Annotated in this window: 26 protein-coding genes; 19 read left to right on the top strand and 7 right to left on the bottom strand. The window is 73.0% G+C overall.

The window, feature by feature from the left end; all coding sequences use genetic code 11:
• Nucleotides 1-380 precede the first annotated feature (380 nt).
• Entirely contained in the window at nt 381-1,787 is a 1,407-nt protein-coding gene (locus ACFXMG_RS04840) for a short-chain fatty acyl-CoA regulator family protein (protein ID WP_383819209.1), read from the top strand.
• 25 nt (nt 1,788-1,812) lie between these two features.
• Here the strand turns inward: ACFXMG_RS04840 and ACFXMG_RS04835 are convergent, their stop codons facing one another.
• Entirely contained in the window at nt 1,813-2,247 is a 435-nt protein-coding gene (locus tag ACFXMG_RS04835) for a PPOX class F420-dependent oxidoreductase (protein ID WP_383819210.1), read from the bottom strand.
• Between the two features lie 140 nt (nt 2,248-2,387).
• On the opposite strand from ACFXMG_RS04835, the gene ACFXMG_RS04830 reads away from it, so the two are divergent.
• The 6 genes from ACFXMG_RS04830 (at nt 2,388) to ACFXMG_RS04805 (ending at nt 6,591) form a co-directional block, all read left to right on the top strand.
• Nucleotides 2,388-2,723: an ArsR/SmtB family transcription factor gene (locus ACFXMG_RS04830; RefSeq protein ID WP_383819212.1), complete on the top strand. Its 336-nt coding sequence runs from the start codon at nt 2,388-2,390 to the stop codon at nt 2,721-2,723.
• On the top strand, nt 2,723-3,358 hold the full coding sequence (locus tag ACFXMG_RS04825) for a cation transporter (RefSeq protein WP_383819239.1): 636 nt from the start codon (nt 2,723-2,725) through the stop codon (nt 3,356-3,358). The genes ACFXMG_RS04830 and ACFXMG_RS04825 overlap by 1 nt, the downstream gene beginning before the upstream one ends.
• A 200-nt stretch (nt 3,359-3,558) precedes the next feature.
• A complete protein-coding gene (locus tag ACFXMG_RS04820; RefSeq protein ID WP_383819213.1) occupies nt 3,559-4,092 on the top strand; it encodes a universal stress protein in 534 nt (177 codons plus the stop codon).
• Between the two features lie 142 nt (nt 4,093-4,234).
• On the top strand, nt 4,235-4,717 hold the full coding sequence (locus ACFXMG_RS04815) for an SAV_915 family protein (protein ID WP_383819215.1): 483 nt from the start codon (nt 4,235-4,237) through the stop codon (nt 4,715-4,717).
• 9 nt (nt 4,718-4,726) lie between these two features.
• Nucleotides 4,727-6,085, top strand: coding sequence for a diaminopimelate decarboxylase (gene lysA, locus ACFXMG_RS04810; RefSeq protein ID WP_383819217.1), 1,359 nt, complete (start codon nt 4,727-4,729; stop codon nt 6,083-6,085).
• A 170-nt stretch (nt 6,086-6,255) separates the two neighbouring features.
• The gene (locus ACFXMG_RS04805; protein WP_383819241.1) at nt 6,256-6,591 is read left to right on the top strand and encodes a YnfA family protein; all 336 of its coding nucleotides are present in this window, start codon (nt 6,256-6,258) and stop codon (nt 6,589-6,591) included.
• On the opposite strand, the gene ACFXMG_RS04800 is transcribed toward ACFXMG_RS04805, so the two are convergent.
• Complete coding sequence (locus tag ACFXMG_RS04800) at nt 6,566-6,856, bottom strand: hypothetical protein (protein ID WP_383819219.1); 291 nt, start codon at nt 6,854-6,856, stop codon at nt 6,566-6,568. The two genes, ACFXMG_RS04805 and ACFXMG_RS04800, sit on opposite strands and share 26 nt — an antisense overlap.
• Nucleotides 6,857-6,908: 52 nt before the next feature.
• On the opposite strand from ACFXMG_RS04800, the gene ACFXMG_RS04795 reads away from it, so the two are divergent.
• Nucleotides 6,909-7,640: a MerR family transcriptional regulator gene (locus tag ACFXMG_RS04795; protein ID WP_383819221.1), complete on the top strand. Its 732-nt coding sequence runs from the start codon at nt 6,909-6,911 to the stop codon at nt 7,638-7,640.
• Nucleotides 7,641-7,711: 71 nt separating this feature from the next.
• On the opposite strand, the gene ACFXMG_RS04790 is transcribed toward ACFXMG_RS04795, so the two are convergent.
• Entirely contained in the window at nt 7,712-7,894 is a 183-nt protein-coding gene (locus tag ACFXMG_RS04790) for a hypothetical protein (RefSeq protein WP_383819223.1), read from the bottom strand.
• A gap of 160 nt (nt 7,895-8,054) precedes the next feature.
• On the opposite strand from ACFXMG_RS04790, the gene ACFXMG_RS04785 reads away from it, so the two are divergent.
• Both ACFXMG_RS04785 and ACFXMG_RS04780 read left to right on the top strand, forming a co-directional pair.
• Nucleotides 8,055-9,893, top strand: coding sequence for an APC family permease (locus ACFXMG_RS04785; protein ID WP_383819225.1), 1,839 nt, complete (start codon nt 8,055-8,057; stop codon nt 9,891-9,893).
• A gap of 110 nt (nt 9,894-10,003) precedes the next feature.
• Nucleotides 10,004-10,759 (top strand): DUF4118 domain-containing protein, encoded by a 756-nt coding sequence (locus ACFXMG_RS04780; RefSeq protein WP_383819227.1) that lies wholly within the window; start codon nt 10,004-10,006, stop codon nt 10,757-10,759.
• On the opposite strand, the gene ACFXMG_RS04775 is transcribed toward ACFXMG_RS04780, so the two are convergent.
• From ACFXMG_RS04775 to kdpB (ACFXMG_RS04760), 4 genes are all read right to left on the bottom strand, one after another.
• A complete protein-coding gene (locus ACFXMG_RS04775) occupies nt 10,737-11,270 on the bottom strand; it encodes a hypothetical protein (RefSeq protein WP_383819229.1) in 534 nt (177 codons plus the stop codon). The two genes, ACFXMG_RS04780 and ACFXMG_RS04775, sit on opposite strands and share 23 nt — an antisense overlap.
• A gap of 54 nt (nt 11,271-11,324) precedes the next feature.
• Nucleotides 11,325-12,104, bottom strand: coding sequence for a GNAT family N-acetyltransferase (locus tag ACFXMG_RS04770; protein WP_383819231.1), 780 nt, complete (start codon nt 12,102-12,104; stop codon nt 11,325-11,327).
• A 164-nt stretch (nt 12,105-12,268) separates the two neighbouring features.
• Entirely contained in the window at nt 12,269-13,078 is an 810-nt protein-coding gene (locus ACFXMG_RS04765) for an SDR family NAD(P)-dependent oxidoreductase (RefSeq protein ID WP_383819233.1), read from the bottom strand.
• Between the two features lie 264 nt (nt 13,079-13,342).
• Nucleotides 13,343-15,541: a potassium-transporting ATPase subunit KdpB gene (gene kdpB, locus ACFXMG_RS04760; protein ID WP_383819235.1), complete on the bottom strand. Its 2,199-nt coding sequence runs from the start codon at nt 15,539-15,541 to the stop codon at nt 13,343-13,345.
• A 772-nt stretch (nt 15,542-16,313) separates the two neighbouring features.
• On the opposite strand from kdpB (ACFXMG_RS04760), the gene kdpF (ACFXMG_RS04755) reads away from it, so the two are divergent.
• The 9 genes from kdpF (ACFXMG_RS04755) (at nt 16,314) to ACFXMG_RS04715 (ending at nt 26,684) form a co-directional block, all read left to right on the top strand.
• A complete protein-coding gene (gene kdpF, locus ACFXMG_RS04755) occupies nt 16,314-16,403 on the top strand; it encodes a K(+)-transporting ATPase subunit F (RefSeq protein WP_351900698.1) in 90 nt (29 codons plus the stop codon).
• Between the two features lie 98 nt (nt 16,404-16,501).
• Entirely contained in the window at nt 16,502-18,988 is a 2,487-nt protein-coding gene (locus tag ACFXMG_RS04750) for an ATP-binding protein (protein ID WP_383815010.1), read from the top strand.
• Between the two features lie 148 nt (nt 18,989-19,136).
• Nucleotides 19,137-21,065 (top strand): NAD-binding protein, encoded by a 1,929-nt coding sequence (locus ACFXMG_RS04745; RefSeq protein WP_384119543.1) that lies wholly within the window; start codon nt 19,137-19,139, stop codon nt 21,063-21,065.
• A 57-nt stretch (nt 21,066-21,122) separates the two neighbouring features.
• A complete protein-coding gene (locus ACFXMG_RS04740; RefSeq protein ID WP_383815013.1) occupies nt 21,123-21,278 on the top strand; it encodes a hypothetical protein in 156 nt (51 codons plus the stop codon).
• On the top strand, nt 21,275-21,364 hold the full coding sequence (kdpF, locus tag ACFXMG_RS04735; protein WP_362560534.1) for a K(+)-transporting ATPase subunit F: 90 nt from the start codon (nt 21,275-21,277) through the stop codon (nt 21,362-21,364). The genes ACFXMG_RS04740 and kdpF (ACFXMG_RS04735) overlap by 4 nt, the downstream gene beginning before the upstream one ends.
• Before the next feature lie 8 nt (nt 21,365-21,372).
• The gene (kdpA, locus tag ACFXMG_RS04730) at nt 21,373-23,037 is read left to right on the top strand and encodes a potassium-transporting ATPase subunit KdpA (RefSeq protein WP_383815015.1); all 1,665 of its coding nucleotides are present in this window, start codon (nt 21,373-21,375) and stop codon (nt 23,035-23,037) included.
• On the top strand, nt 23,034-25,172 hold the full coding sequence (gene kdpB, locus ACFXMG_RS04725) for a potassium-transporting ATPase subunit KdpB (RefSeq protein WP_383815017.1): 2,139 nt from the start codon (nt 23,034-23,036) through the stop codon (nt 25,170-25,172). The genes kdpA and kdpB (ACFXMG_RS04725) overlap by 4 nt, the downstream gene beginning before the upstream one ends.
• Nucleotides 25,173-25,177: 5 nt before the next feature.
• Nucleotides 25,178-25,846 carry a potassium-transporting ATPase subunit C gene (locus tag ACFXMG_RS04720; RefSeq protein WP_383815019.1) on the top strand — a complete coding sequence of 223 codons (669 nt, stop codon included), beginning with the start codon at nt 25,178-25,180 and terminating at the stop codon, nt 25,844-25,846.
• 124 nt (nt 25,847-25,970) lie between these two features.
• Nucleotides 25,971-26,684 carry a response regulator gene (locus tag ACFXMG_RS04715; protein WP_383815021.1) on the top strand — a complete coding sequence of 238 codons (714 nt, stop codon included), beginning with the start codon at nt 25,971-25,973 and terminating at the stop codon, nt 26,682-26,684.
• Nucleotides 26,685-26,696 lie beyond the last annotated feature (12 nt).

Raw genomic sequence — 26,696 nt, 5'->3', positions numbered from 1 at the left:
CGTCGACCGTCTCCTCGGGTCTGCCGTGCTTGCCAACTCGTCCACGAGAGCGGGTGGGCAAGCACGGCACTGGGTGTCTTCTCGGGGGTTGCGGCCCACCGGCGCCCGGCCGGCGCGGAGATGAGCAATCAGGCCGACCCGGGCTCGTCCGCCGGGATGGTCGATGTCAGGGCATGAATCGAGTTCCGCGTCCGAACCGGGTCCACCGGGTCTGGTGGGCCGCACTCAGACTCTGGCACTGGCACCCAGTGCCATCAATCGTGGACGCGTGCCAATTTCTGCGAAGGCGCGCGCCGCCTTTTGCCAAGGTTGCGAAGCCCCAGGGCGCACCGGATCCGCGTACGCTGTGCCGGACGCGGAGACCGATCGGGAGGGCGACGGTGGCCAGGACGTACGCGGGGGCTCGGCTGCGCAGGCTGCGCGAGGAGCGGGGGATGAGCCAGGCGGCCCTGGCCCGCACGCTCGCGATCTCGCCGAGCTACCTCAACCAGATGGAACACGACGCGCGGCCCCTCACGGTGCCGGTACTGCTCCGCCTCACCGAGGCGTTCGGCGTCGACCCGGGCTTCTTCTCCGAGCGGGACACCGGGCGGCTCCTCGCCGACCTGCGCGAGTCCCTCGCCGGCGAGCTCGCGGCCTCCCGCGTCTCCGCCTCCGACCTCGCCGACATCGCCTCCCGGATGCCCGCCGTCGCCGAGGTCCTCGTCGGACTCGGCCGCCGCAACCAGCAGCTGGCCGAGCGGCTCTCCGGCGCCTCCGACCCGCGCGCGGCCGACCCCGACCTCCCGCGCTCACCGCACGAGGAGATCCGCGACTTCTTCTACCGCCGCCAGAACTACCTCCACGAAGCGGACCGCGCCGCCGAGACGCTCGCCGCCGAGATCGGCATCCGCCCCGGCGACGTCCTGCGCGCCCTGACCGCCCGGCTCTCCGACGCCCACGGCGTCCGCCTGTCGTCCGAGACCGCCGAGGGACTGCACCACTACGAGCCCGGCACCCGTACGCTCCACCTCGCCCCGAGCCTGCGCCCCGGACAGCGGGCCTTCCGCATGGCCACCCAGCTCGCCCTCCTGGAGTACGGCGACGGGCTCGACGGCCGGGCCTCGGAGGACTTCGAGCCGGGCACCCCCGCGCACCGGCTGGCCCGCATCGGCGTCGCCCACTACTTCGCGGGCGCGCTCATCCTCCCGTACACCGCCTTCCACACCGCGGCGGAGGAGGTCCGCTACGACATCGAGCGGCTCACCGACCACTTCGGGCTCGGCTACGAGACGATCTGCCACCGCCTGAGCACGCTCCAGCGGCCCCGGCTGCGCGGCGTCCCGTTCAGCTTCGTCCGCGTCGACCGCGCCGGGAACATGTCCAAGCGGCAGTCCGCCACCGGCTTCCACTTCTCCCGCGCCGGCGGCACCTGCCCGCTGTGGAACGTGTACGAGGCGTTCGCCGCGCCCGGCCGCATCCAGGTCCAGGTCGCCGCGATGCCGGACGGGCAGCGGTACCTCTGGACCGCGCGCACCGTCACCCGTCACGGCGCGGGGTGGGGAGCCCCCGGCAAGACCTTCGCCATCGGCCTGGGCTGCGAACTCCGCCACGCCCACCGGCTCGTCTACTCCGACGGCCTGGACCTGGACAACGCGGCGGCGGCCACCCCCATCGGCATGGGCTGCCGCGTCTGCGAACGCCTCGACTGCCCGCAGCGGGCGGCTCCGCCCCTCGGCCGCCCCCTCAGGATCGACCAGAACACCAGCACCTTCGTGCCGTACCCGGTCGCCGACCCGTCAGCTTGAGCCCAGGGCTGTCAGTCTGAGCCCGTCACTCGCCGGCCGGGGCCCGGCCGACCCGGGTGGCGCTGCCGAGGATCTTGGTCGGGGTGATGCGGACGACCACGCGGACCTCCTCCGGCGGGGCCTCCAGGTACTCCTGGCCGCCGCCCGGGCCGACGTACTCCTCGGCGAGGCGGACGGCCACCGCGCGGCCGGTGTCCTCGGTGAGGGCGGCGGTGCCGCGTATCTCGACGTACAGGTCCGTGTCGGCGGGGTCGAAGACGGTCAGGCCGACGCGCGGGTCGCGGAGCATGTTCCGCGCCTTGCGGCGGCCCTGGGTGGTGGAGATCAGCAGCTCGTCGCCGTCGCGGCTCACCCAGACCACGGAACTCTGCGGCCCGCCGTCGGGGTTGAGGGTGGCGAGGACGGCCGGGATCGGAGCGTCGAGCAGGGCACGTACGGTGTCGTTCATCTCAAGGGACATGACGGCGAGCGTAATCGGGTGATCCACTTCGGGCACCGGAATACCGCCCCGGCGCGGGCGCCACGTGACCGCGATCCACGTGACCGCGCCGCCATCAATCCACGATTCCCTGAATTCAGGATTCGCTGTACTGTCGTCGCATGCTGACGCTCGCCACCGACATCGAGGCGCTCGCGCGGTTCGGCCGCGCCCTGGCCGACCCGATCCGCTGCCGTATCCTGCTCAAGCTGCAACAGGGCCCCGGCTATCCCTCGGAGTTCGCCGACGACCTGGGGATCTCCCGAACCCGCCTGTCGAACCACCTCGCGTGTCTGCGGGACTGCGGCCTGGTCGTGGCGGTCCCCGACGGGCGCCGCACCCGGTACGAACTCGCCGACGCCCGCCTCGGGCACGCGCTCGGCGACCTGCGCTCCGTGGTCCTCGCGGTGGAGGCCGACAAGACGTGCGCGGACGCCGAGACGAAGGGCTGCTGCTGATGAGCGTCATGTCCCTGGGTCCCTCGCCCGCCCGGAGGGACGCCCTGGCGCGGCGCATACGGTTCCTCGTCGCCGCGACGATCACCTACAACGTGATCGAGGCGGTCGTCGCGATCACCGCCGGGACGATCGCCTCGTCCACCGCGCTCATCGGCTTCGGCCTGGACTCGGTGATCGAGGTGTCCTCCGCCGCCGCGGTCGCCTGGCAGTTCTCCGCCCGCGACCACGCCGTGCGCGAGGCACGCGAGAAGACGACGCTGCGGATCATCGCCGTCTCCTTCTTCGCCCTCGCCGCGTACGTCGGCATCGACGCCGTCCGTGCCCTCGCCGGGACCGGCGAGGCGGACACCTCCGTGCCGGGCATCGTGATCGCCGCGCTCTCGCTCGCGATCATGCCGTTCCTGTCCGCCGCGCAGCGCAGGGCGGGCCGCGAACTCGGCTCCGCGTCCGCGGTCGCCGACTCGAAGCAGACCCTCCTCTGCACCTACCTGTCCGCGGTGCTGCTGGCCGGCCTCCTCCTCAACGCCACGCTCGGCTGGTCCTGGGCCGATCCGATCGCCGCCCTCGTCATCGCCGCCATCGCCGTCAAGGAAGGCGTCGACGCCTGGCAGGGCAAGGGCTGCGCCTGCTGCTGAGGGTCCGGAGGAGGTGACGGCCGGCGGGCCGCCCCGGCGAGGTGAGGGGGAGAGCGCGGCCCGTACGCGCGCGCGTGCCCGGCGCTTCCGCGTCAGGGATGCGTCAGGCACACCCGGGCGCCATGGCCCGCCGGCCGTCCTCGGGCGTATGCAGGGAGCACAGCTGTCCGCATGCGTGTACGACGAGGAGTGAGGGAGCCATGAGCGGTGCCGAGGACCGGCGCGTCGTGGTCGGGGTGAGCGGTTCGATGGCCTGCCTGGCGGCCCTGCACCGGGCCGTGGACGAGGCGCGTCGTACGAGCGCCGCGCTCGTCGCGGTCCTGGCCTGGCAGCCGCCGGACGGCGGGACGGCCCAGCGGCACGTCGTGTCGCCGCCCGCGATCGACTTCCGCCGCGCCGCCGAGGACCGGCTCCTTGAGACCATCGACGCCGCGTTCGGCAGCGCGGGCCCCGGCGTGCCCTGGCAGGGCGTGGTCGCCCGGGGCCTGCCCGGCCCCGCGCTGGTCGAGTCGGCCGACCGCGCCGGCGACCTCCTGGTGGTCGGCGCGGGGCGGCGCGGCGGGCTCCGGCGGCTGCTGGGCCCGTCGGTCGTCCGGTACTGCGTCACCCACGCCGACTGCCCGGTCCTGGCCGTCCCGCCCTCGCCCCTCCTGGACGACCTCGCCGACGCGCACCGCCGCCTCACCCCGTGGCGCCGCTTCGACACCCGCGGGCTGACGGAGGACACCCCCTGACTGGCGTCCGCCGGACGTCAGGAGCGCGTTACGGCTCCGGCGCATCCCGTCAAGCGCCCGTCAGTGAGGTGGCCGGGGCCCGGTGCGGCGGGCATAGCTTCGTCCTGGAACTTCCGCGAACCGTACGTAGAGGGGCGTTGTCATGACTGAAGTCGAGCATTCCGAGGATCCCGAGCCTTCCGAACGCGTCCCGGCCGGACCTCCGCTGCTCGTCCCCGTCCGGTCGGGACCCACGGGCTGGAGCGCCCGGCTCTTCCGTACGCCCCGGGGCGACCGCACGGCCGTCGGATTCACCTCCGCCGCCGCGCTCGCCGCCACGCTCGGCCCGGACCACGACCACGTCAGGCTCGCCGAGCCCGCCCTGCGCGCGCTCGTCGCGCCCTTGGGCGTCACCTCCCTCGTCGTCGACCCGCAGCTCTCCGCACCGGCGGTCTCGAAGCAGCGAGGCGAGGACCGCGGCGAGGACCGGGGCGAGGGCCGGGGCGAGGGCCGGGACGACGAGGGCCGGGGCGAGGGCAGGGGCGACGAGGGCTCCTGGCGGACCTGGGACCCCGACCACGTGGGCGTCCTACGGGTGGCGGGCGCCGCCGCCCTCGTCTCGTGCATCGACCTTTTGATCGGCTGAGGAGGCGCCATGTCCGTATCACTCACCTCACCCCTGGTGCCGCCGCCCGCAGCGGACGACACCGACGACACCGACGGGCTGGCCGTCTGGCCGCGCTCCGCCCGCCCCGCGCACGGCGGGGACGTCACCGTCGCCGGCGTGTCCCTCGCCGAGACCGCCGGCCGCTTCGGCACCCCCGCCTACGTCCTGGACGAGGACGAGGTCCGCGAGCGCTGCCGCACCTACCGCACGGCGTTCCCCGAGGCCGACGTCGTCTACGCCGCCAAGGCGTTCCTCTGCCGCGCCATGGCCCACTGGGTCCGCGAGGAGGACCTGGGCCTGGACGTGTGCTCGGCCGGAGAGCTCATGCTCGCCGTCACCACCGGCTTCCCGCCCGAGCGGATCGTGCTCCACGGCAATGCCAAGAGCCCCGAGGACCTCGGCACCGCCGTACGCCTCGGGGTCGGGCGGATCGTCGTCGACAGCACCTCCGAGATCGCGCGCCTCGCCGCCCTCGTCCCGCACGGCTCCCGCCAGCGGGTCATGCTGCGCGTCGTCCCCGGCATCGACGCGGGCGGACACGCCAAGGTGCGGACCGGCACGGAGGACCAGAAGTTCGGGCTGTCCCTCCAGGACGGCTCCGCGCAGCAGGCCGTCGCCCGGGTGCTCGGGCAGACCCGCCTCGAACTCGTCGGCCTGCACTGCCACATCGGCTCGCAGATCACCACCGTCGAGCCGTACGCGGCGGCGGTGCGGCGCATGGTCGGCCTCATGGCGCGGATCCGCGACGAGCACGGCGTGGAGCTGCCGCAGCTGGACATCGGCGGCGGGCACGGCGTCGCGTACCGGCCCGGCGAGGACAGCCTCGACGTGCCGCGGCTCGCCCGGCGCGTCCGGGACGAACTCCGCGACGCCTGCGCCGAGACGGGGCTGCCCGTGCCCCGGCTCACCATCGAGCCGGGACGCGCGGTCGTCGCCCCCGCCGGCGTCTGCGTCTACCGGGTCCTCGCCGTCAAACGCACCGGGACGCACACCTTCGTCGCCGTCGACGGCGGCATGAGCGACAACCCCCGGCCCGCGCTGTACGGCGTGCGGTACGCGCCCCGGCTCATCGGCCGGCACACCACGGCCGCGCCCCGCCTCGTCACCGTCGTCGGCCGCCACTGCGAGGCCGGGGACATCCTCGCGGACGGGGTCCCGCTGCCCGAGGACGTCCACCCCGGCGACCTGCTCGCCGTCCCGGTCGCCGGCGCCTACCACCTGTCCATGGCCTCCGGCTACAACATGGTCGGCCGACCCCCCGTCGTCGCCGTGAAGGACGGCACCGCGCGCACGCTCGTCCGCCGCGAGTCCCTGGACGACCTGAACCGCCGCGACGTCGGCCTGTAGGAGAAGGGGTACGCGTACGAGTACGGGGACGAGTGCGGGTACCGGTACGGGTACGGGCCCGGGGCTCGTACCCGTACCTCCGGCCGACGCTCTAGGGTCGGGGCATGACCCGGGCGCGCGGATCCCGCGCCCGCGCCCCGCCCCCCTCCCGGACCAGGAAGCCCCTCACCGTGCTCGTCGCCCGCTCCATCGCCCTGTTCGCCGTCGCCGCCCTGTTCGAGATCGGGGGCGCCTGGCTCGTCTGGCAGGGCCTGCGCGAGCACAAGGGGTGGATCTGGATCGGCGCCGGCGTCATCGCGCTCGGCCTGTACGGCGTCGTCGCCACCTTCCAGAGCGACGACAACTTCGGGCGCATCCTCGCCGCGTACGGCGGCGTCTTCGTCGCCGGCTCGATCGCCTGGGGCATGGTCGCCGACGGCTACCGCCCCGACCGCTTCGACGTCATCGGCGCCCTGATCTGCCTCGCCGGCATGGGCGTCATCATGTACGCCCCGCGCGGCCACTGAGCAGCCGGTCCACCTCGGCCTCCGCCTCCTCGTACCCCGCGTCGGCGATGCGCTGGAGCTCGCGCGGATCACGCGCGGCGACCGCCCGCCGGGTCAGCAGGAACCCGGCTCGGGACGACCCCTCGTCCAGCAGCCCGCTCAGCGCGTCCACGTCGCCGGACGCGTCGGCGAGGTCGGCGAGCCGGTCCAGGGCCTTCTCGTTCCCGGCGTCGGCCAGCTCGCGCAGGGTCTCCCGGTCCACTTCATCCCCATGGTTCTCGTTCATGCGGCCATGGTGCGACCCTGCCCCAGGGGCAAGGTCAAGGGACGATGGCGGGGTGATCACCATCGGACAGCTGGCCGGGTACGTCGGGGTCTCGATCAAGACCGTCCGCGTCTACCACGCCAAGGGACTGCTCCCCGAACCCGGCCGTGACGCCTCGGGCTACCGGCGGTACGACGCGGACGCCGTCGTCGACCTCGTCAAGATCCGCACCCTCGCGGAGGCGGGCGTCCCCCTGGCCCGGATTCGTGAGCTGAGAGCCGCCGACGAGGCGGAGTTCGAGCGGGCGCTGGGCGAGGTCGAGGACGGCCTCACCGCCCGCATCCGCGAGCTGCGCGCCACCCGGGACCGGCTGCGCCGCCTCGCGGCGGGGAGGCTGTCCCCGCTGCCCGCCGAGGTCGTGGCGCATCTGGAGCGGCTGGCCGGCTGGGGGTTCACCGCGCGCTGGACGGAGCTCCAGCGCGACCTGTGGATCCTGGTCTTCGCCACCCACCCGGACGAGGCGACGGGCCTCTTCCGCGACCAGGCCGACAGCCTCGCCGACCCGGCGCTGCGCCGCCTCTTCCTCGACTACGACCGCGCGCACGACCTCGCGCCCGGCGATCCCCGCGTCGACGACCTCGCCCGCCGCATCGTCGCCGCCACCCGCGAGCGCTACGGCTCCGAGGACCCGCCCCACGTGGACACCGCCTCCCGGATCCCGGCCCTCGTCCAGAGCCGCGTCAACGCCTCCTCTCCCGCCTGGCACCGCGTCGACACCCTGATCCGTACGGCACTGGGCGGTTGAGGGCACGTGACCTGGCCGACGTGGACGCGCGGGCGGCGGTCCCGGTCGGCGCCGAACGCGGACTCGACGGCTCAGGGGCGGTAGACGAGTTCGATCAGGGCGGCCGCGATGAGGAGCCAGGCGGCCGCGCCGAGCAGCCAGACGGTGCCGGCCGCGGCTCCGAGGACGCACACGGGCACGGCGCCGGCGGCGAGCGACAGCGATATGCGCCGCATGCGCCTGTCCCCGGGTGTCCGCGCGCTGTTCTGGCTCATATCCCGACGGTAGCTCCCGGGACCGCCGTATCCCGGCCCGTCCGCATCAAGAAGGTGTGAAGAGAGGGCCGTCAGGCGCCAAGAACCCGCCAGGAAAGGAGGAGAACCGGCCGCCGGGGGCACACCCTGAGCGGACCTGAGTACGAAGGAGATCACCCGCATGACCGCTCTGACCACCGAGAACGGTGCCGCACCCGCAGTCGAGGAACCCCCGGATCCCGGCGCGCGGCACAAGCTGACGGCCGTCACCGGCCTGGCCGCGCTCTCGCTCGACGCCATGGCGTCGGTGGCGTACGGCCCCGAGGCGATCGTGCTCGTCCTGGCGGCGGCCGGCGGGTACGGGCTCGGGTTCACGCTCCCGGTCACGCTGGCCATCGCCGGCCTGCTGGCCGTGCTGGTCGCCTCGTACCGCCAGGTCATCGCGGCCTTCCCGGACGGCGGCGGTTCCTACGCCGTCGCCAAGGCGCACCTGGGGCGGCGGACCAGCCTGGTCGCCGCCGCCTCCCTCGTCCTGGACTACGTCCTGAACGTCGCCGTCGCCGTCACCGCCGGTGTCGCCGCGCTGACCTCGGCCTTCCCCGAGCTGTACGGCGACCGGCTGGTCATCTGCCTGGCGGTCCTCGTCCTCATCACCGGGGTCAACCTGCGGGGCATCGTCGACTCGGCCCGCGCGTTCATCGCGCCGACCGCGGTCTTCATCGCGGCCATCCTCACGCTGATCGTCGTCGGCCTCTTCCGCGACGCCCCCGTCTCCACGGCCGCGTCCGCCGGTCATGCCTCCGTCCTCGCCGACAACGCGACCACGGTCGGCGCGCTGCTCCTGCTGAAGGCGTTCGCCTCCGGCTGCTCCGCCCTCACCGGCGTCGAGGCCATCGCCAACGCCGTGCCGTCGTTCCGCAAGCCGGCCGCCCGGCGGGCGATGCGCGCCGAGGTCGCGCTGGGCGGGCTCCTCGGCGTGATGCTGATCGGGCTCTCGGTGCTGATCTCCCGCTTCGGGCTCCAGCCCGTGGAGGGCGTCACCGTCCTCGCCCAGCTCGCCGACGCCTCCCTCGGCCACAACTGGGCTTTCTACGTCGTCCAGTTCGCCACCATGGTGCTGCTCGCGCTCTCCGCCAACACCTCCTTCGGCGGCCTGCCCGTCCTGCTGAAGCTGCTGGCCCGCGACAACTACCTGCCGCACGTCTTCGGCCTCAAGGCCGACCGGCAGGTGCACCGCCACGGCGTCGTCTGGCTCGCCGTCGTCTCCGCCGCCCTGCTGGTCTTCTCCGGCGGCGACACCAACACCCTCGTCCCGCTCTTCGCCATCGGCGTCTTCGTCGGCTTCACCATCGCCCAGACCGGCATGGTCCTGCACTGGCGCCTGGTGCGCGGACCCAAGTGGGCCGCGAAGGCCGTCCTCAACGGCCTCGGCGCCGTCCTGACCGGCGTCTCCGCGATCGTCGTCACCGCCACCAAGTTCCACGACGGCGCCTGGCTGATCGTCATCGCCCTCCCCGTCCTCGTCCTCGCCTTCGAGGCCGTCCACCGGGCGTACGGACGGATCGGCGAGCGCCTCGGCGTCGGCCGGATCCCCGAGCCGCCGCACCGCGAGCGCTCCCTCGTCCTGGTGCCCGTCTCCTCGCTGACCCGGCTCACCAGCGAGGCCCTCACCGCCGCCGTCTCCCTCGGCGACGAGGTCCGCGCCGTCACCGTCTGTCACCCCGACCCGGAGGACCAGGCGGCCACCGAGGCCCTGGAGCGGGACTGGGCCCTGTGGAGCCCCGGCGTTCCCCTCGTACGGATCCCGTCCGAGCGGCGCTCCCTGGGCCGGCCCATCACCGCCTACGTACGCGACCTGGGGACGAGCGAGCCGGGCACCCGGGTCACCGTCCTCATCCCGGAGGCCGAGCCGGAGCACCTGTGGCAGCGGCTGCTCCAGAACCAGCGGGGCGCGGTCGTCGCCCACGCCGTGCGCCGGGACACCGACGCCGTCGTGTGCCGGCTCCGCTTCCGCTGCTGACCGTCAGGGATCCGTAAGAGACCCCTCCGCCCGGTGCCGGCCACGCCGCACCGGGCGGAGGCTTGTCGTGGAGGGGGACGCGGGGGGCCCGATCTTGCGAGGTGGGAGTCATGAGGATGCCGCTCCGGGACACGGTCGCCGTCGCCGCCGGCGCCCTGGCACCGCTCGCCGCCGCCCTCCTGCTGGTGCCGCTGCGGACGTCCGTCACCCCTACCAACCTCGCGCTGCTGCTGGTCGTGGTGGTCGTGGCCGTGGCGGCCTTCGGCAACCGGTTCGCCGGGGCGCTCGCCGCCCTGTCGGCCGCCGCGTGGTTCGACTTCCTCCACACCGAGCCGTACCAGAGTTTCGACATCCGCGACCGGGCCGACGTCGAGACCGCCGTGCTGCTCCTGGTCGTCGGTCTGATCGTGTCGCAGCTCGCCGCGCGCGGCCGGACGCTGAAGCGCGTCGCGGTCGCGGACGCCACGCACCTGGAGCGGCTGCACGCCACGACCCGGCTGGCCCGCTCCAGCGCCTCCTCCGACGACGTCGTCCGGCGGGTGCGGCGAGAGCTGACCGAGGTGCTGGAGCTGCGGGCGTGCCGGTTCGAGTACGGGACGCTCATCGGGCGCCCGCCGCGGCTGGAACCCGACGGGACGGTCCAGGTGGACGGCTGGATCTGGGACCTGGAGCGGCAGGGCTGGCCGGAGGGCGAGATCGAGCTGCGGGCCCTCGCCCACGGGCGCTACCAGGGCCGCTTCCTGCTGACCCCCGAGCCCGGCTCCGTGCCGCCCTCCCTGGAGGCCCGCCTGGTCGCCGCCGACCTCGCGGCCCAGGCCGCGGCGGCGCTCGACGAGGAGGGCGTCAGCGCAGGCCGGAAACGGTGAAGACCGCGTCGGCGGTGACCCGTTCGACGTGACGGGCGAGCAGGTCGAGGTCGCGGACGTCACGGAGGGTGCCGTGCGCGCGGGAGGCCCGTGCGCCGGCTTCGAGGAGCAGCCACAGGGCCGGGTTGGCGAGGAGGACGCGTACGTCGATCTGCGCGCGGGCGCCGTCGGCGTCGGTCAGCACGAGGCGCTGCTCCACCCCGTCCGGCCGGCGGACGGCGGTGAGCCGGTCCGTGCGTACGGCCGTCCGGGTCCATAGGCCCCGGACGGTCAGCAGGCCCGGCGCGGCGGCGACCCTGGCGGGCAGCAGGACCGCGAAGAGGGCGGCGGCCAGGGCGATCCACAGGATCGTGCCGGGCGGCGTCAGCCCGTCGTCACCGGCGTCCACGGTCAGGGACATGGCCAGCAGCAGGCCGGCGCAGCCGGCGGCGGCCCGGGCCTCGCCGGCCCACGCGCTGTCGTGGACGGTGAGGTCACCGCGCTCGGGCGGCAGGGCGGATCGTGGCTCCATGGGACGGACGCTAGAACCGTGGCCGCCCGCGGCCGGGCCGCCCTGACGTGCTTCCTACGCGGCCTCGGCCAACCTTGACGCGTGGCTGACGGCCCCGGCGGCGTGGTGGACGTACTCGTGGGCCAGCCGGAAGCCGGCGGTCCAGGCGAGGAGGCGGCTCGCCCGGTTGTGGCGGGAGCAGGTCCAGCTGGCCCGGTGGCCGCGGGCCGCGATGTCGGCGGTGAGTCCGGTGACGCAGGCGAGGGCCAGGTGCCGGCGGCGTTCCTCGGGCGCGGTGGCGCAGGCGACGTCCTCGTAACGGCTGCCGAGGAACCGGGTGCAGGCGACGGCGAGCACCCGGTCGCGGCGGAACGCGCCCCAGGCCACGCCGGACGCGGCCAGCGCGGCGGAGCCGTCCCAGGTGCCGTGGATCCAGGCCATGGAGGGGTCGAGCGCGGCGAGCGCCGGGGCGTCCCCGGGCACCAGCCGGCGGACGGTCACGCCCCGGGGGACGCGGGGCGCGGCGGCCTCTTCCCGGTGGACGTACAGCATCCGCTCCCAGGGCACGAGCTGCTCGAAGGCGGCGCCGAGGGAGGGCAGGAAGCGCGCGGGGGTGTCGATGTAGTGCCGGGCGAGCGGGGCCAGTTCCGCCGGGGTCACGGCGGTCGGGTCGCCGGCCAGGAGGGCGTGGTCGCCGCAGGAGACCGCCACGACGCGCGGGCGGTCGGACCGGTCGGTCCACCACTGCCCGTGGCCGGTGGCGAGGACGTGCTCGGCGAGGGCCGCCGTGCCGGGGGCCCCGGCGGGGAACGCGCGGGCGGAGGCGGGGGGCTGGTGGGACGGGTGCGGGATCACGGGGGAACCTCCTGGCACAGAAGGGGGGGGCAGGGGGAAGGGGGCGGCCCGGTCTCGGGCCGCCCCCTCGGGTCAGCGCTGTCCGGCCTTGCGGCCGTGGTTCGCCTTCTTCTTGCGGCGGGCTTTCTTTTTGCGGGACCGCTTCGACATGTCCGGTGCCCCTTTCAGGCGTTCTGGCCGACGAGGAGGTCGGCGAGCTTGGTGAGGCGCTTCACCGTGCGCTCCTCCTGGGCGACCGGGGCGGGGGCGACGCGGTGGTCGCGGTCGTAGTAGGCGCCGTTGACGATCTCGGTGGCCGGGTCGCAGAGCCGTACGACATGGGCGGCGCCGTCGGCCGGCGACACGCCCTCGTGGGCGTAGAGGGGGAGGAGGCTGGTGGCGCAGATGCCGGGGTGGACGGAGACGGCGGTGACCCGCGGGTCGGCGGCGAAGACGGTCAGGGCGAGCTGCGACTGGGCGTAGGCGGCGAGGCGCGAGTAGCGGCGGACGCGGTTGGGGTCGTTCCACTGGATGGAGCCGGTGCGGTGCAGGGACGAGGAGACGTTCACGACCCGCCCGCCGGTGCCGCCGGTGAGCGCGGGCTCCAGGAGGTGCGTCAGCAGGTAGTGCGCGAGGAAGTTGACCTGGAACGCGATCTCGTTGCCGTCGGGCGTGACCGTGTGGCGCTCGGGCGCCGCCATGCCCGCGTTGTTGACGAGGACGTCGATGCGCGGGTGCTCGGCCAGGACCCGGTGCGCGAGGCGCTCCACCTCCTCCAGCCGGGTGAAGTCGGCGCCGAACGGCCGGAGTCGGGCGGCGTCGATCCCGGCGAGGCTGATCAGCCGGTCGGTGGCGGCGAGCGCCTCCTCGGCGGTGCGGCCGTGCACGAGCACGGTGGCCCCGCGCTCGGCGAGCAGCCGGGCGGTCTGGTAGCCGATGCCGGAGGTGGCGCCGGTGACCAGGACGGTGCGGGAGGAAAGGTCGGATTCGGACATGAAAGGGTCAGTCCCTCAGGGATGAAAGGTGTGTACGGGTATGGAGAAGGGGCGCCGGACAAGGTGCTGTCACGACGCCCCGGGGCGATGCGGAGGTACGTCAGCGGTGTGCGGACGTCTCCGGGCAGCGGGGCTCACGACGGGGCGCCCGATGGGGCGGCCGGTCGAGCAGGAGCCACGCGCTGTTCATGCTCTCCATCGAATCCGAACCGGGGGCGGCGGGCAAGGCGAAGCGGCTTTCCCTGACGCCCTCCTGACGGGAATTCACCCGAGGCCGGGGACGGCCGACACGATCAGGTCGATGACCTTGATGCCGACGAAGGGCAGGACGAGCCCGCCGAGCCCGTACACGGTCAGGTTGCGGCGCAGCAGGTCGTGCGCGGACGCGGGACGGTAGCGCACGCCGCGCAGCGCGAGGGGGATCAGGGCCACGATGATCAGGGCGTTGAAGATGATCGCCGAGGTGATGGCCGAGGTGGGGCTGTGCAGCCCCATGATGTTCAGCGCGCCGAGCCCCGGGTAGGCGCCGGTGAACATCGCGGGGATGATCGCGAAGTACTTCGCCACGTCGTTGGTGATCGAGAAGGTCGTCAGGGCGCCCCGGGTGATGAGGAGTTGCTTGCCGATCTCGACGATCTCGATGAGCTTGGTCGGGTTGGAGTCGAGGTCGACCATGGTGCCGGCCTCCTTCGCGGCCGACGTGCCGGTGTTCATCGCCACGCCGACGTCGGCCTGCGCGAGCGCCGGGGCGTCGTTGGTGCCGTCGCCGGTCATCGCGACCAGCTTGCCGCCCGCCTGCTCACGCTTGATGAGGTCCAGCTTGTCCTCGGGCGTCGCCTCGGCGAGGAAGTCGTCGACCCCGGCCTCCCGCGCGATCGCCCGCGCGGTCAGCGGGTTGTCGCCGGTGACCATGACCGTACGGATGCCCATCCGGCGCAGCTCCGCGAACCGCTCCCTGATCCCCTCCTTCACCACGTCCTTGAGGTGGACGATGCCGAGGACGCGGGGGCCGTCCCAGTCGTGGACGGCGACCAGGAGGGGCGTGCCGCCGGCCGCCGAGATCTGGTCGCTCCAGGCGCGCGCCTCGGCCGGCACCCTCCCGCCGTACATCTCGACCCAGGCGATCACCTGCGCCGTCGCGCCCTTGCGGATGTGCTGGGCGGCGCCGCCGCCCCACCGCAGGTCGATGCCGCTCATCCGGGTCTGCGCGCTGAACTCGACGAACCGGGCGTTCGCCAGCTCGCCCTCGGCCGGGGCGCGCAGCCCGTACCGCTCCTTCGCGAGCACCACCACGGACCGGCCCTCGGGCGTCTCGTCCGCGAGCGAGGCGAGCTGCGCCGCGTTCGCGAGCTGGGCCTCGTCGAGTCCCGGCAGCGGCACGAAGTCGGCGGCCTCCCGGTTGCCGAGGGTGATGGTCCCGGTCTTGTCGAGGAGGAGGGTGGTGATGTCCCCGGCCGCCTCCACCGCGCGTCCCGACATGGCCAGCACGTTGCGCTGGACGAGCCGGTCCATGCCCGCGATGCCGATCGCCGAGAGCAGCGCGCCGATCGTCGTCGGGATCAGGGTGACGAGGAGGGCGACGAGCACGGTGGTGGAGGGGGCGGCGCCGGCGTACGCGGCCATGGGCTGGATCGCGACGACCACCAGGACGAAGACCACGGTGAGGGCGGCGAGCAGGATGTTCAGCGCGATCTCGTTCGGCGTCTTCTGCCGGGAGGCCCCCTCGACCAGGGCGATCATCCGGTCCATGAAGGAGTGGCCGGGGCGGGAGGTGACCCGGACGACGATCCGGTCCGACAGCACCGTGGTCCCGCCCGTGACGCCCGACCGGTCGCCGCCCGACTCGCGGACGACGGGCGCGGACTCGCCGGTGACGGCGGACTCGTCGACCGCCGCGACCCCGTCGACGACGTCGCCGTCGGCCGGGATCAGCTCGCCGGCCTCCACGAGGACGAAGTCGAAGAGGGCCAGGTCGGTGGCGGCGACCGCCTCCGTCTCCGCCCGGTCGAGATCGGTGCCGTACCGCCAGTGCTTCAGCCGCAGCGCCACCGTCTCGGTACGCGCCTTCCGGAGCGACTCGGCCTGCGCCTTGCCGCGGCCCTCCGCGACCGCCTCGGCGAGGTTGGCGAAGATCACCGTCAGCCAGAGCCAGACGCTGATGACCCAGGTGAACACGGAGGGGTTGACGACCGCCGACAGGGTCGTGAGCACCGATCCGACCCCGACGACGAACAGCACCGGATTCCGCACGAGTGCCCGCGGATGCAGCTTGCGCACGGCCTCGGGGAAGCATGTCAGGAGCTGTACGGGATCGAGCAGCCCGCTCCCCTCCGACCGCCGCCGCTTCGGCGGGTGCGGTGGGCGGTCGGGCGGTGCCTGCGGGGTGGGCGGTGCCTGCGGGGCGTGCGGGGAGGAGGGCGTCGGAGGAGCGGAGGGCGCCTGGTGGGGCGCGCGGGGATGCATCGCGGAAGACCTTCTGGATGAGCCCGGCCGCGTCCGATCGGCGCTTGCCGGGGGAGCACGGCAGGGCCGTCCTCGTCCGCGTCCCGTGGACGCGCGGGCGGATGCCCGGCGTCCACGGGACGGCTGCGGACGGACAGCGACGCTCGTGGTGCGGGGCGCGGCGGCCGGATGGGAGGGGCTGCCGCGCCCCGCGGTCCGGGACGGTCAGACCACTGACGTCCGCGGCCCGGTGAGCGACCGAGAAGAAAGGTAGGCGCGCGGCGGGGTGAACACCGCATCGGAAGGCCCGAATTGACGCCTCTTTGACGCCCGCCGAGTGGTGTCGTCAAGGGCTCGTCAAATCGGCCCCCGTGCGCGTCAGGGCCACGTCAACGGCGTCCGGGCGGGGGCGCGGAGGGCCGCAGAATCCTCGGCACGGGGGATCGGACAACCGTCCGAGTGTGGAGGTGGGAGGAGCGCGCGCCACCGTTCCCGGTGGGGCGCGAGGTCCGGAAAGACGGCCCGGACCGTCACCACCACACCCGCGACGGTCGGCCGACCGTCGGGCCGTCCCGGTCCGCGACCACCAGGGGGTGTCGCGGCCCGGGACGACCCGCCCCCCCCGTGACGCATTCGCCCGTTCGAGTCTCCCCGCGCTAGAGATCCGCCAAGACGCCGTCAGCATCCGCCGGCACCCCGCAAGGGAGCCGTCAAAGTGCTCGTACGCGCACCGCGCACCGGGTTTCCTCACCACAGGAGAACCGCAGGACCTCACCAGGGAGTTGGAGCGCTCATGAGCGTGGAGAACGTGGTCGGACTGATCGTCGCCGTCAGCATCGTCGGCTATCTCGTGGCCGCGCTCATCCGCCCGGAGAAGTTCTGAACCTGCCCGCGCCGTCGGGGCCCGTCGTCCCGGACGTCCGTCCGGGCCGGCTGAAGGTCTTCGTCGGCGCCGCCACCGGGGTCGGCAAGACCTACCGCATGCTGGACGAGGGCCGGCGCAGAGCCGCCCGCGGCGCCGACGTCGTCGTCGGCGTCGCCGCCTGCCGGGGCCGGCCGCACACCGAGGCGATGCTCGCCGGTCTGGAGACCCTGGAGCCCCTGAGGGCCCTGGAGTCCGTCCACGCCCTGTACGACGGCATGACGCGCCCCGGGTCCGACCTCGATCCCGACGCCGATCCCGACCCCGATCCCGAAGCCGGTCCCGACGCCGGTCTCGACCTCGACCGGGCGCTGCGGCGCGCGCCCGCCCTGCTCCTCGTCGACGACCTCGCCCGCGCCAACCCGCCGGGCGGGCGCAACGCGTACCGCTGGCAGGACGTCGAGGAACTGCTTGCCGCCGGGATCGACGTCGTCACCACCGTCAACGTCCAGCACCTGGAGTCGCTCAGCGACGTCGTCGAGAAGATCACCGGCGTGCCCCGGGCGGAGACCGTCCCCGACGCCGTCGTCCGCCGCGCCGACCAGATCGAGCTCGTCGACATGGACCCGCAGGAGCTGCGGCGCCGCATGGCCCACGGCAACATCCACCCGCCGGAGGACGTCGACGCCGCCCTCGCCAGCTACTTCCGTACGGGCAACCTCATCGCGCTGCGCGAGCTCGCCCTGCTGTGGGTGGCCGACCGGGTCGACGAGGCGCTGCGCAGGTACCGCTCCGAGCGCGGCATCGGCGGCGTGTGGGAGATACGCGAACGGATCGTCGTCGCGCTCACCGGCGGGCCCGAGGGCGACACGCTGATCCGGCGCGCGAGCCGGATCGCCGCGCGGACGGCGCAGGGCCGGCTGCTCGCCGTGCACGTCGTCCGCAGCGACGGACTCGCCGCCGGCACCTCGTCGGCGGCGCTCGCCCGCCAGCGGAGGCTCGTCGAGAGCCTCGGCGGCAGCTTCCACACCGTCGTCGGGGACGACGTCCCCACCTCCCTGGTGGAGTTCGCCCGCGCCGAGAACGCCACCCAGCTCGTCCTCGGCACCAGCCGCCGCGGCCGGCTCGAACGCTTCCTGACCGGCCGGGGCATCGGCGAGACGACCGTCGCGCTCTCCGAGGACATCGACGTCCACACGGTCACCCACGAACGGGCCGGGCACGGCCGCCTGCTGCCCTCCCGCCGCCGTACGCTGCCGCTCGCGCGCCGGGTCGCCGGACCGCTCGCGGGGCTCGTCCTGCCCGTCCTGCTCACGCTGCTCCTCGACCGCACGCGCGGGGTGTTCAACCTGACGAGCGAGGCGCTGCTCTTCCTCGTCACCGTGGCGGGCGTGGCCTGCATCGGCGGGGTCGTCTCGGCGCTCGTGGCCGCCGTCACCGCGTCGCTGCTCCTCAACTACTGGTTCATACCGCCCGTGGGCGCCTTCACCTTCGCCGACGCCGACAACATGCTCGCCCTGTCGGTGTTCGTCCTCGTGGCCGCCGTCATCGCCGGAGCCGTCGACCGCTCGCTGCGCCTGTCGAGACGCGCGACCCGGGCCACCGCCGAGGCGGAGACGCTCTCCTCGCTGGCCGGCTCGGTGGTGCGCGGCGACCACACGGTGCCGGCCCTGCTCTCCCGTACACGCGAGATCTTCGGCGCCGACTCCGCGGAACTCGTACCGGCCGCTCGCGCGTCCGACGCGCACGCGGGGGATCCGACGGTCAGTCAAGTCGCTGTCGGAGACGGTCACTTCCTCGTCCTGCGCGGCCGGGCCCTGCCGTCCTCGGACCGGCGCGTCCTGGCCGCCTTCGCCGCCCACGTCACCGCGGCCGCCGAACACGCCCGGCTCGCCGAGGCCGCGGCGGAGGTGGAGCCCGTACGGGCCGCCGACCGGATGCGGACGGCGCTCCTTGCCGCCGTCAGCCACGACCTGCGCACCCCGCTCGCCGCCGGATGGGCGGCCGTCGCCTCCCTGCGCAGCACCGACGTCGAGTTCACCCCGGACGAGCGCGAGGAACTGCTCGCCACCGCCGACGAGTCCATGGCCCGGCTCGCCCGGCTCATCGACAACCTCCTCGACATGAGCCGCCTCCAGGCGGGCGCCCTCAAGCTCTCGCTCCGCCCCACGCAGTTGGAGGAGGTGCTGCCCGGGGCGCTGGACAGCCTGCCGTCCGACGCGCCCCGGCCCGTCCTGCACGGCTTCGAGCAGGCGCCGCCGGTCTTCGCCGACCCACCGCTGCTCGAACGGGTGGTCGCCAACCTGGTGGGCAACGCGATCCGCCACTCCCCGCCCGCCCACCCCGTCCTGCTCACGGTGAGCGCCCTCGCGGGCCGCGTGGAGCTCCGGGTCGTCGACCGGGGCCCGGGCCTCCCGCCCGGTGACCGGGAGCGGGTCTTCGAGCCCTTCCAGCGCCTGGGGGACACCGACAACACCACGGGTGTCGGCCTCGGTCTGGCCCTCGCCCGGGGCCTCACCGAGGCGATGTCCGGGACCCTGACCCCCGAGGACACCCCGGGCGGCGGCCTGACGATGGTCGTCTCGCTGCCCGGCGCGGGCGGCTGACGCGGCGGAACGGAGCGCTCCGAGGGGGGGCGGGAAGGGGCCCCGAGGCAATCCTGACGCGGTCTTGACACCGAACTCCCGTGCGAAGGGTGCCGCAGCCGGCGCCGTTCGGCAGGGTTCTGATGTGACGTCAACCATCCAGCTCCATATGCCACTTGGGCAACGCTCGCAGCACATGGTGATCTGCGGGGACGACGGACTCGCCCACCGCCTCGCCGTCGAACTCGACGCCGTGTGCGGTGAGGCGGTCACCGTCGTGCTCCCCTCGCGCCGCGACCAGCACGGCGCCGACATCGCCGCCCTGCACCGCGACCCGCGCTCCCCGATCGAACTCATCGTGGCCCCCGCGCCCGACGAACGGACCCTCCGGGCCGCCGGCGTCGAGCGCGCCGCCGCCCTCGCCCTGACCTACGCCGACGACCAGGTCAACATGACGGCCGCCCTCCTCGCCCGCGGCCTCAACCCCTCCCTACGCCTCGTCATCCGCATGTACCACCGCGAACGGGGGCGCCACCTGGAGCGCCTCCTGGACCGCGCGGCGGGCGTGCAGGAGCAGTCGGACGCCTCCACCACCGTCCTCTCGGACAGCGACACCGCCGTCCCCGAGCTGGTGGCCGCCGCCGCCGTCGGCGAGGGCCACACCCTCCAGGTCGAGGGCAAGGTCTTCCGCGGCGTCGTACGGCCGGCCGGCGCCTCACCGCACACCGCCGACGTCGCCACCCTCGCCATCCTCTCCGGGGCGCACGCGGACGACCCGGCGAGCGAGGACAGCGCCGAGACCGCCGGCCTCGGCGGCACCCAGCTGCTGCCCGACACCAGGACCGCGGACCGCCGCCAGTTCACCCACGCCCGCCTCATGCTCGAAGAGGTCACCCACCACCACGCGCCGCGCCTCCCGGAGGACCGGGGCGGCGGCCGAGCCTGGCTGCGCGCCCGCCTCTCGCACCTGCCCTGGAAGGTGTTCCTCGCCCGCGAGGTCCTCGCCGTGTTCGGCGTGCTCGCGGCGGTCGTCGTCGCCCTGACCGCCGCCACCTGGCTGGTCGAGGACGGGCCGTTCTGGCGCGCCGTCTACCTGCCGCTCCTGGACATCTTCACCATGGGCGACCCGGCGACCGGCGAGGACGAGTCGGCCGCCCGGCGCGTCCTCCAGCTCATCGCCGGCTTCGTCGGTCTCGCCATCCTGCCGCTGGTGGTCGCCGCGACCATGAACGCCACCGAGGCGTTCCGCAGCGGCTCGGCGAACCAGCCACCCGCCCCCGGGATCGCCGACCACATCGTCCTCGTCGGCCTCGGGAAGATCGGCACCCGCGTCCTCGCCTTCCTGCGCACCACCGACCACCAGGTCGTCGTCATCGAGCGCGACCCGGCGGCCCGCGGCGTCGCCTACGCCCGTGAGCTGGGCGTCCCCCTGCTCATCGAGGACGCGACCGCGCCCGGCGTCCTCGAACAGGCCGGGATCCGGCACAGCAGGTCCCTCCTGGTCGTCACGCACGGCGACGGCGAGAACCTCGACATCGCCATGGCCTCGCGGGAGATCAACCCGGCGATCCGGGTGGTCATGCGGCTGTACGACGACGACTTCGCCGCCACCGTGTCCGCCACCATGCGCGCCTCGTACCCCGACGCCCTGACCCGCAGCCGCAGTGTCTCCGCGCTCGCCGCACCGGCCTTCGCCGCCGCCATGATGGGCCGGCACGTCCTGGGCGTGATGCCGGTCGAGCGGGGCTCCCTGCTGTTCACGGCCGTCGACGTGGCGGGCCACCCGGAGCTGGAGGGGCGCTCGGTCCACGAGGCGTTCCGGGCGAACGAGTGGCGGGTCGTCGCCGTGGGCGCCGGGGCCGCGCTCCAGGCGCCGGGCGGCGACACCCTGGGCGGGTTCCGCCACGACCGGCTCACCGGCTTCGACTGGCGCCCGGTGCACGGCAGGGTGCTGCGCGCGGGCGACCGCGTCGTCCTCGCGACGAGCCGGCAGGGCCTCGACGTCCTCATGTCCGGAGTGCAGCCGCACCCGCCGGAGCGCAGGCGCGAACGCGCGGGCGAGACACCCGGTTCCCCTTCCGGAGGCAGGGAGACGTAGGGGACGCGTCAAGAGCGCGCTGCGGGACGTATGGGGGGCGTTAACGAGAGCCGATCCGTGGCCGAAACGCGGTTACCTCATCTCGTCCGAGAATCCGTTCTTCCTTCTTCCTGCATCCGGGAGCTCACGATGGCCGACGTGGCCTTCGTCGTCACCACGATCGCGGTCTTCGCGCTGGTGGCCTTCATCGCCAAGGGGGTGGCCAAGCTGTGAATGCCGAGAACATCGTCGGTCTGCTGGTGGCCGCCGCCCTGCTGGGTTATCTCGTCCTCGCCCTCGTCAAGCCGGAGAGGTTCTGAGTACGGATATGAGTCCTGTTCTCGCTGGAGTCCTCCAGCTTCTGGCGCTGATCGTCGCTCTGGGTCTGTCGTACCGGCCGCTGGGTGACCACATGGCGCGCGTCTACTCCTCCGAGCGGCACCTGCGGCCCGAGAAGTGGATCTACAAGGCCATCGGGGCGAACCCGAACGTCGAGATGCGCTGGCCCGCCTACCTGCGCGGCGTCCTCGCCTTCTCCGCGGTGAGCGTCCTCTTCCTCTACCTGCTCCAGCGCGTGCAGGGCTCGCTGCCCGGCTCGCTCGGCTTCGTGTCGATCGACCCGGACCAGGCGTTCAACACCGCCGCGTCGTTCGTCGCCAACACCAACTGGCAGTCGTACTACGGCGAGCAGGCCATGGGCCACGTCGTGCAGACCGGCGGCCTCGCGGTGCAGAACTTCGTGTCGGCGGCGGTCGGCATCGCGGTGGCGGTCGCGCTGGTCCGCGGCTTCGCCCGCTCCCGTACCGGCGAGCTGGGCAACTTCTGGGCCGACCTGGTCCGCGGCACCGTCCGCATCCTGCTGCCCATCGCCGTGATCGGCGCGCTGGTCCTCGTGGCCTGCGGCGCGATCCAGAACTTCTCCGGGATCCACGAGGTCGGCCAGTTCACCGGCGGCACGCAGCAGTGGAACGGCGGCGCGGTGGCCTCGCAGGAGGTCATCAAGGAGCTGGGCACGAACGGCGGCGGTTACTTCAACGCCAACTCCGCCCACCCCTTCGAGAACCCCAACGGGGTCTCCAACCTCTTCGAGATCTACCTGATCCTCGTCATCCCCTTCGCGCTCACCCGCACCTTCGGCCGCATGGTCGGCTCGATCAAGCAGGGCTACGCGATCCTGGCGACCATGGCCACCATCTGGATCGGCTTCACCGCCCTCATGATGTGGACCGAGTTCTCCCACAACGGCCCGGCGTTCGACATCGCCGGCGGTGCGATGGAGGGCAAGGAGACCCGCTTCGGGATCGGCGGCTCGTCGATCTTCGCCGTGGCGACCACGCTGACCTCCACCGGCGCGGTGAACTCCTTCCACTCCTCGTACACCGGCTTCGGCGGCGGCATCACCATGCTGGGCATGCAGCTCGGCGAGATCGCGCCCGGCGGCGTCGGCTCCGGCCTCTACGGCATGCTGATCATGGCGGTCATCGCCGTCTTCATCGCCGGTCTGATGGTCGGCCGCACCCCCGAGTACCTGGGCAAGAAGATCGGCACCCGCGAGATCAAGTTCGCGGCCTGCTACATCCTGGTCACCCCGGCGCTCGTGCTCTGCTTCACCGCCGCCTCGTTCGTCCTGGACACCCCGGCGAACTCGATGACCAACTCCGGCGCCCACGGCTTCTCCGAGATCCTGTACGCCTTCACCTCGGGCGCCAACAACAACGGCTCCGCCTTCGCCGGCCTGAACGCCGACACCCAGTGGTTCAACTCGACCATCGGCATCGCGATGCTGCTCGGCCGGTTCCTCCCGATGGTGTTCGTCCTCGCGCTGGCCGGCTCGCTCGCCGAGCAGCAGCCCGTACCGGAGACCGCGGGCACGCTGCGCACCGAGAAGCCGCTGTTCACGGGTCTGCTGGTCGGCACGATCATGATCATCACCGGTCTCACCTACTTCCCGGCCCTCGCGCTGGGACCGCTCGCCGAAGGGCTCGCGGCATGACCATCGACGTAAAGAAGCACGAGGACGACATGTCCACCACGACGACCGCCACGAAGGCGCCCCACGGCGACCTGTCCGGGGGGCACCAGGCGCCTGGGCGGGTCGGCGGGGGACTGTTCGACCCCAAGCAGCTGGTCAAGTCCTTCCCCGACGCGATCAAGAAGCTCGACCCGCGCGTGATGATCAAGTCGCCGGTGATGTTCGTGGTCCTCGTCGGCTCGGTGGTCACCACCGTCCTGGCGATCAAGGACCCGGGCGACTGGTTCGGCTGGGCGATCACCGTCTGGCTCTGGCTGACCACGATCTTCGCCAACCTGGCGGAGGCCGTGGCCGAGGGCCGCGGCAAGGCGCAGGCCGACACCCTGCGCAAGGCCAAGACCGACACCGTCGCCCGCCGGCTCACCGGCACGACCGAGGAGCGGGTGCCCGGCACCGAGCTGCGCGTCGGCGACCTCGTCGTCTGCGAGGCCGGCGACATCATCCCCGGCGACGGTGACGTCGTCGAGGGCGTCGCCTCGGTCGACGAGTCCGCCATCACCGGCGAGTCGGCCCCCGTCATCCGCGAGTCCGGCGGCGACCGCTGCGCGGTCACCGGCGGCACGAAGGTCCTCTCCGACCGGATCGTCATCAAGATCACGACGAAGCCCGGCGAGACCTTCATCGACCGGATGATCAGCCTCGTCGAGGGCGCGGCCCGGCAGAAGACGCCGAACGAGATCGCCCTCAACATCCTCCTCGCCTCCCTCACGATCGTCTTCCTGCTCGCCGTGGTGACGCTGAAGCCGTTCGCGATCTACGCCGGAGCCGACGAGCAGACCTCGCTGATCGTCCTCACCGCCCTCCTCGTCTGCCTCATCCCGACCACCATCGGCGCCCTGCTCTCCGCGATCGGCATCGCGGGCATGGACCGCCTGGTGCAGCGCAACGTCCTCGCCATGTCGGGCCGGGCCGTCGAGGCCGCGGGCGACGTGTCGACGCTGCTGCTCGACAAGACCGGCACGATCACCCTCGGCAACCGGCAGGCCGCCGAGTTCGTCCCCGTCAAGGGCACGACCGAGGCGGAGCTGGCGGACGCCGCCCAGCTCTCCTCGCTCGCCGACGAGACCCCCGAGGGCCGCTCCATCGTGGTCCTCGCCAAGGAGAAGTACGGGCTGCGCGAACGCCACCAGGGCGAGCTGGCGCACGCCACCTGGATCGAGTTCACCGCCCAGACCCGCATGTCCGGCGTCGACGTCGACGGCAGGCAGACCCGCAAGGGCGCGGCCGGCTCGGTCCTCACCTGGGTCCGCGAACAGGGCGGCCAGATCGCCGACGACGCCGACGCCCTCGCCAACCGGATCTCCCAGGCCGGCGGTACGCCCCTGCTCGTCGCCGTCAAGGACGACAAGGGGGCCCGCGTCCTCGGCGTCATCCACCTCAAGGACGTCGTCAAGGAGGGCATGCGGGAGCGGTTCGACGAACTGCGCCGCATGGGCATCAAGACCATCATGATCACGGGTGACAACCCGCTGACCGCGAAGGCGATCGCCGAGGAGGCGGGGGTCGACGACTTCCTCGCCGAGGCGACGCCCGAGGACAAGATGGCGCTCATCAAGCGTGAGCAGGCGGGCGGCAAGCTGGTCGCGATGACCGGTGACGGCACCAACGACGCCCCGGCGCTCGCGCAGGCCGACGTCGGCGTGGCGATGAACACCGGTACGTCGGCCGCGAAGGAGGCCGGCAACATGGTCGACCTCGACTCCAACCCGACCAAGCTCATCGAGATCGTCGAGATCGGCAAGCAGCTCCTCATCACGCGGGGCGCCCTGACGACCTTCTCGATCGCCAACGACGTGGCGAAGTACTTCGCGATCATCCCCGCGATGTTCGCGGTCGCCTACCCGTCGCTGAACGACCTCAACATCATGGGCCTGGCCTCGCCCGAGTCCGCGATCCTCTCCGCCGTCATCTTCAACGCGCTGATCATCGTGGCCCTCGTCCCGCTGGCCCTGAAGGGCGTGCGCTACCGCCCGTCCAGCGCCGACTCGATGCTGCGGCGCAACCTCGGGATCTACGGACTCGGCGGCCTCGTCGCCCCGTTCATCGGCATCAAGATCATCGACATGCTCCTCTCCCTCATCCCCGGAATCGGCTGACCACGATGAACAACTCAGCAGCGAACACCGGCCGAGTGCTCTGGGCGGGCCTGCGCGCCCTCCTGGTCCTCACCGTCCTGCTCGGCGTGCTCTACCCGCTCGCCGTCACCGGCATCGCCCAGGTCGCCTTCCCCGGCAACGCCAACGGCTCCGAGGTCAAGGACGCGAGCGGGAAGGTCGTCGGCTCCGAACTCATCGGCCAGACCTACCTCCTTCCCCTGAAGGAGGGCGAGGAGACGGCGGCCCCGGACCTGAAGTGGTTCCAGCCCCGCCCCTCCAACGGCCTGGGCACCAACTCCGTCAACACCCAGTACAGCCTCATCCTCTCCGGCGCCACCAACCGCTCGGGCGACAACGAGGACCTGATCACGTGGGTGACGGAGGCCAAGGCCGCCGTCGTCAAGGACAACTCCGTCGCCGGATACACGGTGAACCCGGCCGACGTCCCCGCCGACGCGGTCACCTCCTCCGGCTCCGGCCTGGACCCGCACATCTCCCCGGAGTACGCGAAGCTCCAGGTCCACCGCGTGGCGGAGAAGAACGGCCTCGCCGTCGACCAGGTCGAGAAGCTGGTCGCCGACCACACCGACGACCGCATCCTCGGCTTCATCGGCGAGCCCCGCGTCAACGTCCTCGCACTCAACATCGCACTCAAGGAACTGACCCAGGGCTGATGGCCTTACCGAAACGGCGGCGGAGCCGGCGGATCCGGGTGTGTCCCGGGCCCGCCGGCTCCCGCGGCGCGACGCACGACACGAACCACGCGAACTGCACGTACAACAGGAAGGCAGCACGCCGATGACGCGGGTGCTGGTGGTCGAGGACGACTCGAAGCTCGCGCGAGCCCTGGTGATCAACCTGCGGGCGCGCCGATACGTGGTGGATTCGGCACCGGACGGCGCCACGGCGCTCGCGCTCGCCGCCACCGAACCACCGGACGTGCTGATCGTCGATCTGGGGCTGCCCGACATGGACGGCGTCGAGGTGATACTGGCGCTGCGGCGCTGGAGCCGTTCCCCCGTCCTCGTCCTCTCCGCGCGCAGCGGCTCCGAGGACAAGATCCGGGCCCTCGACGCCGGCGCCGACGACTACATGACCAAGCCGTTCAGCATGGACGAACTCCTGGCCCGCCTGCGCGCCGCCACCCGGCGCACGGCCGACACGTCCGCGGCCACGGGCGAGGCGGGCACCGGCGCGGCGGGCGCGAACGGGGGCCGGGTCACCACCGACGACTTCACCGTCGACCTGGTGGCGAAACGGGTCCGGCGCGCGGACCGGGACGTCCGGCTCACCCCCACCGAGTGGCACCTGCTGGAGATCCTCGTGTGCAACCCGGGGCGGCTCATCAGCCAGCGCAGGCTGCTCCAGGAGGTGTGGGGCCCGAGCCACAGCACGAAGACGAACTATCTACGGGTCTACATGGCCCAGTTGCGGCGCAAACTGGAAGTGGACCCGTCGCATCCCCGCTATCTGATCACCGAACCCGGTATGGGCTACCGCTTCGAACCGTAGGAGACGCAGTAC

The organism is Streptomyces sp. NPDC059201 (genome assembly GCF_042754585.1).
In the GTDB taxonomy this organism is placed as follows: Bacteria; Actinomycetota; Actinomycetes; order Streptomycetales; family Streptomycetaceae; genus Streptomyces.
This window is presented reverse-complemented; position numbering and strand designations above follow the sequence as displayed.

What these genes read in the sequence shown, in the direction of transcription:
- ACFXMG_RS04835 (WP_383819210.1), bottom strand. Translation starts at nt 2,247, where the DNA reads ATGTCCCTTGAGATGAACGACACCGTACGTGCCCTGCTCGACGCTCCG.
- ACFXMG_RS04830 (WP_383819212.1), top strand. Translation starts at nt 2,388, where the DNA reads ATGCTGACGCTCGCCACCGACATCGAGGCGCTCGCGCGGTTCGGCCGC.
- ACFXMG_RS04825 (WP_383819239.1), top strand. Translation starts at nt 2,723, where the DNA reads ATGAGCGTCATGTCCCTGGGTCCCTCGCCCGCCCGGAGGGACGCCCTG.
- ACFXMG_RS04820 (WP_383819213.1), top strand. Translation starts at nt 3,559, where the DNA reads ATGAGCGGTGCCGAGGACCGGCGCGTCGTGGTCGGGGTGAGCGGTTCG.
- ACFXMG_RS04815 (WP_383819215.1), top strand. Translation starts at nt 4,235, where the DNA reads ATGACTGAAGTCGAGCATTCCGAGGATCCCGAGCCTTCCGAACGCGTC.
- lysA (WP_383819217.1), top strand. Translation starts at nt 4,727, where the DNA reads ATGTCCGTATCACTCACCTCACCCCTGGTGCCGCCGCCCGCAGCGGAC.
- ACFXMG_RS04800 (WP_383819219.1), bottom strand. Translation starts at nt 6,856, where the DNA reads ATGAACGAGAACCATGGGGATGAAGTGGACCGGGAGACCCTGCGCGAG.
- ACFXMG_RS04790 (WP_383819223.1), bottom strand. Translation starts at nt 7,894, where the DNA reads ATGAGCCAGAACAGCGCGCGGACACCCGGGGACAGGCGCATGCGGCGC.
- ACFXMG_RS04785 (WP_383819225.1), top strand. Translation starts at nt 8,055, where the DNA reads ATGACCGCTCTGACCACCGAGAACGGTGCCGCACCCGCAGTCGAGGAA.
- ACFXMG_RS04780 (WP_383819227.1), top strand. Translation starts at nt 10,004, where the DNA reads ATGAGGATGCCGCTCCGGGACACGGTCGCCGTCGCCGCCGGCGCCCTG.
- ACFXMG_RS04775 (WP_383819229.1), bottom strand. Translation starts at nt 11,270, where the DNA reads ATGGAGCCACGATCCGCCCTGCCGCCCGAGCGCGGTGACCTCACCGTC.
- ACFXMG_RS04765 (WP_383819233.1), bottom strand. Translation starts at nt 13,078, where the DNA reads ATGTCCGAATCCGACCTTTCCTCCCGCACCGTCCTGGTCACCGGCGCC.
- kdpB (WP_383819235.1), bottom strand. Translation starts at nt 15,541, where the DNA reads ATGCATCCCCGCGCGCCCCACCAGGCGCCCTCCGCTCCTCCGACGCCC.
- kdpF (WP_351900698.1), top strand. Translation starts at nt 16,314, where the DNA reads ATGAGCGTGGAGAACGTGGTCGGACTGATCGTCGCCGTCAGCATCGTC.
- ACFXMG_RS04750 (WP_383815010.1), top strand. Translation starts at nt 16,502, where the DNA reads ATGCTGGACGAGGGCCGGCGCAGAGCCGCCCGCGGCGCCGACGTCGTC.
- ACFXMG_RS04745 (WP_384119543.1), top strand. Translation starts at nt 19,137, where the DNA reads ATGCCACTTGGGCAACGCTCGCAGCACATGGTGATCTGCGGGGACGAC.
- kdpA (WP_383815015.1), top strand. Translation starts at nt 21,373, where the DNA reads ATGAGTCCTGTTCTCGCTGGAGTCCTCCAGCTTCTGGCGCTGATCGTC.
- kdpB (WP_383815017.1), top strand. Translation starts at nt 23,034, where the DNA reads ATGACCATCGACGTAAAGAAGCACGAGGACGACATGTCCACCACGACG.
- ACFXMG_RS04720 (WP_383815019.1), top strand. Translation starts at nt 25,178, where the DNA reads ATGAACAACTCAGCAGCGAACACCGGCCGAGTGCTCTGGGCGGGCCTG.
- ACFXMG_RS04715 (WP_383815021.1), top strand. Translation starts at nt 25,971, where the DNA reads ATGACGCGGGTGCTGGTGGTCGAGGACGACTCGAAGCTCGCGCGAGCC.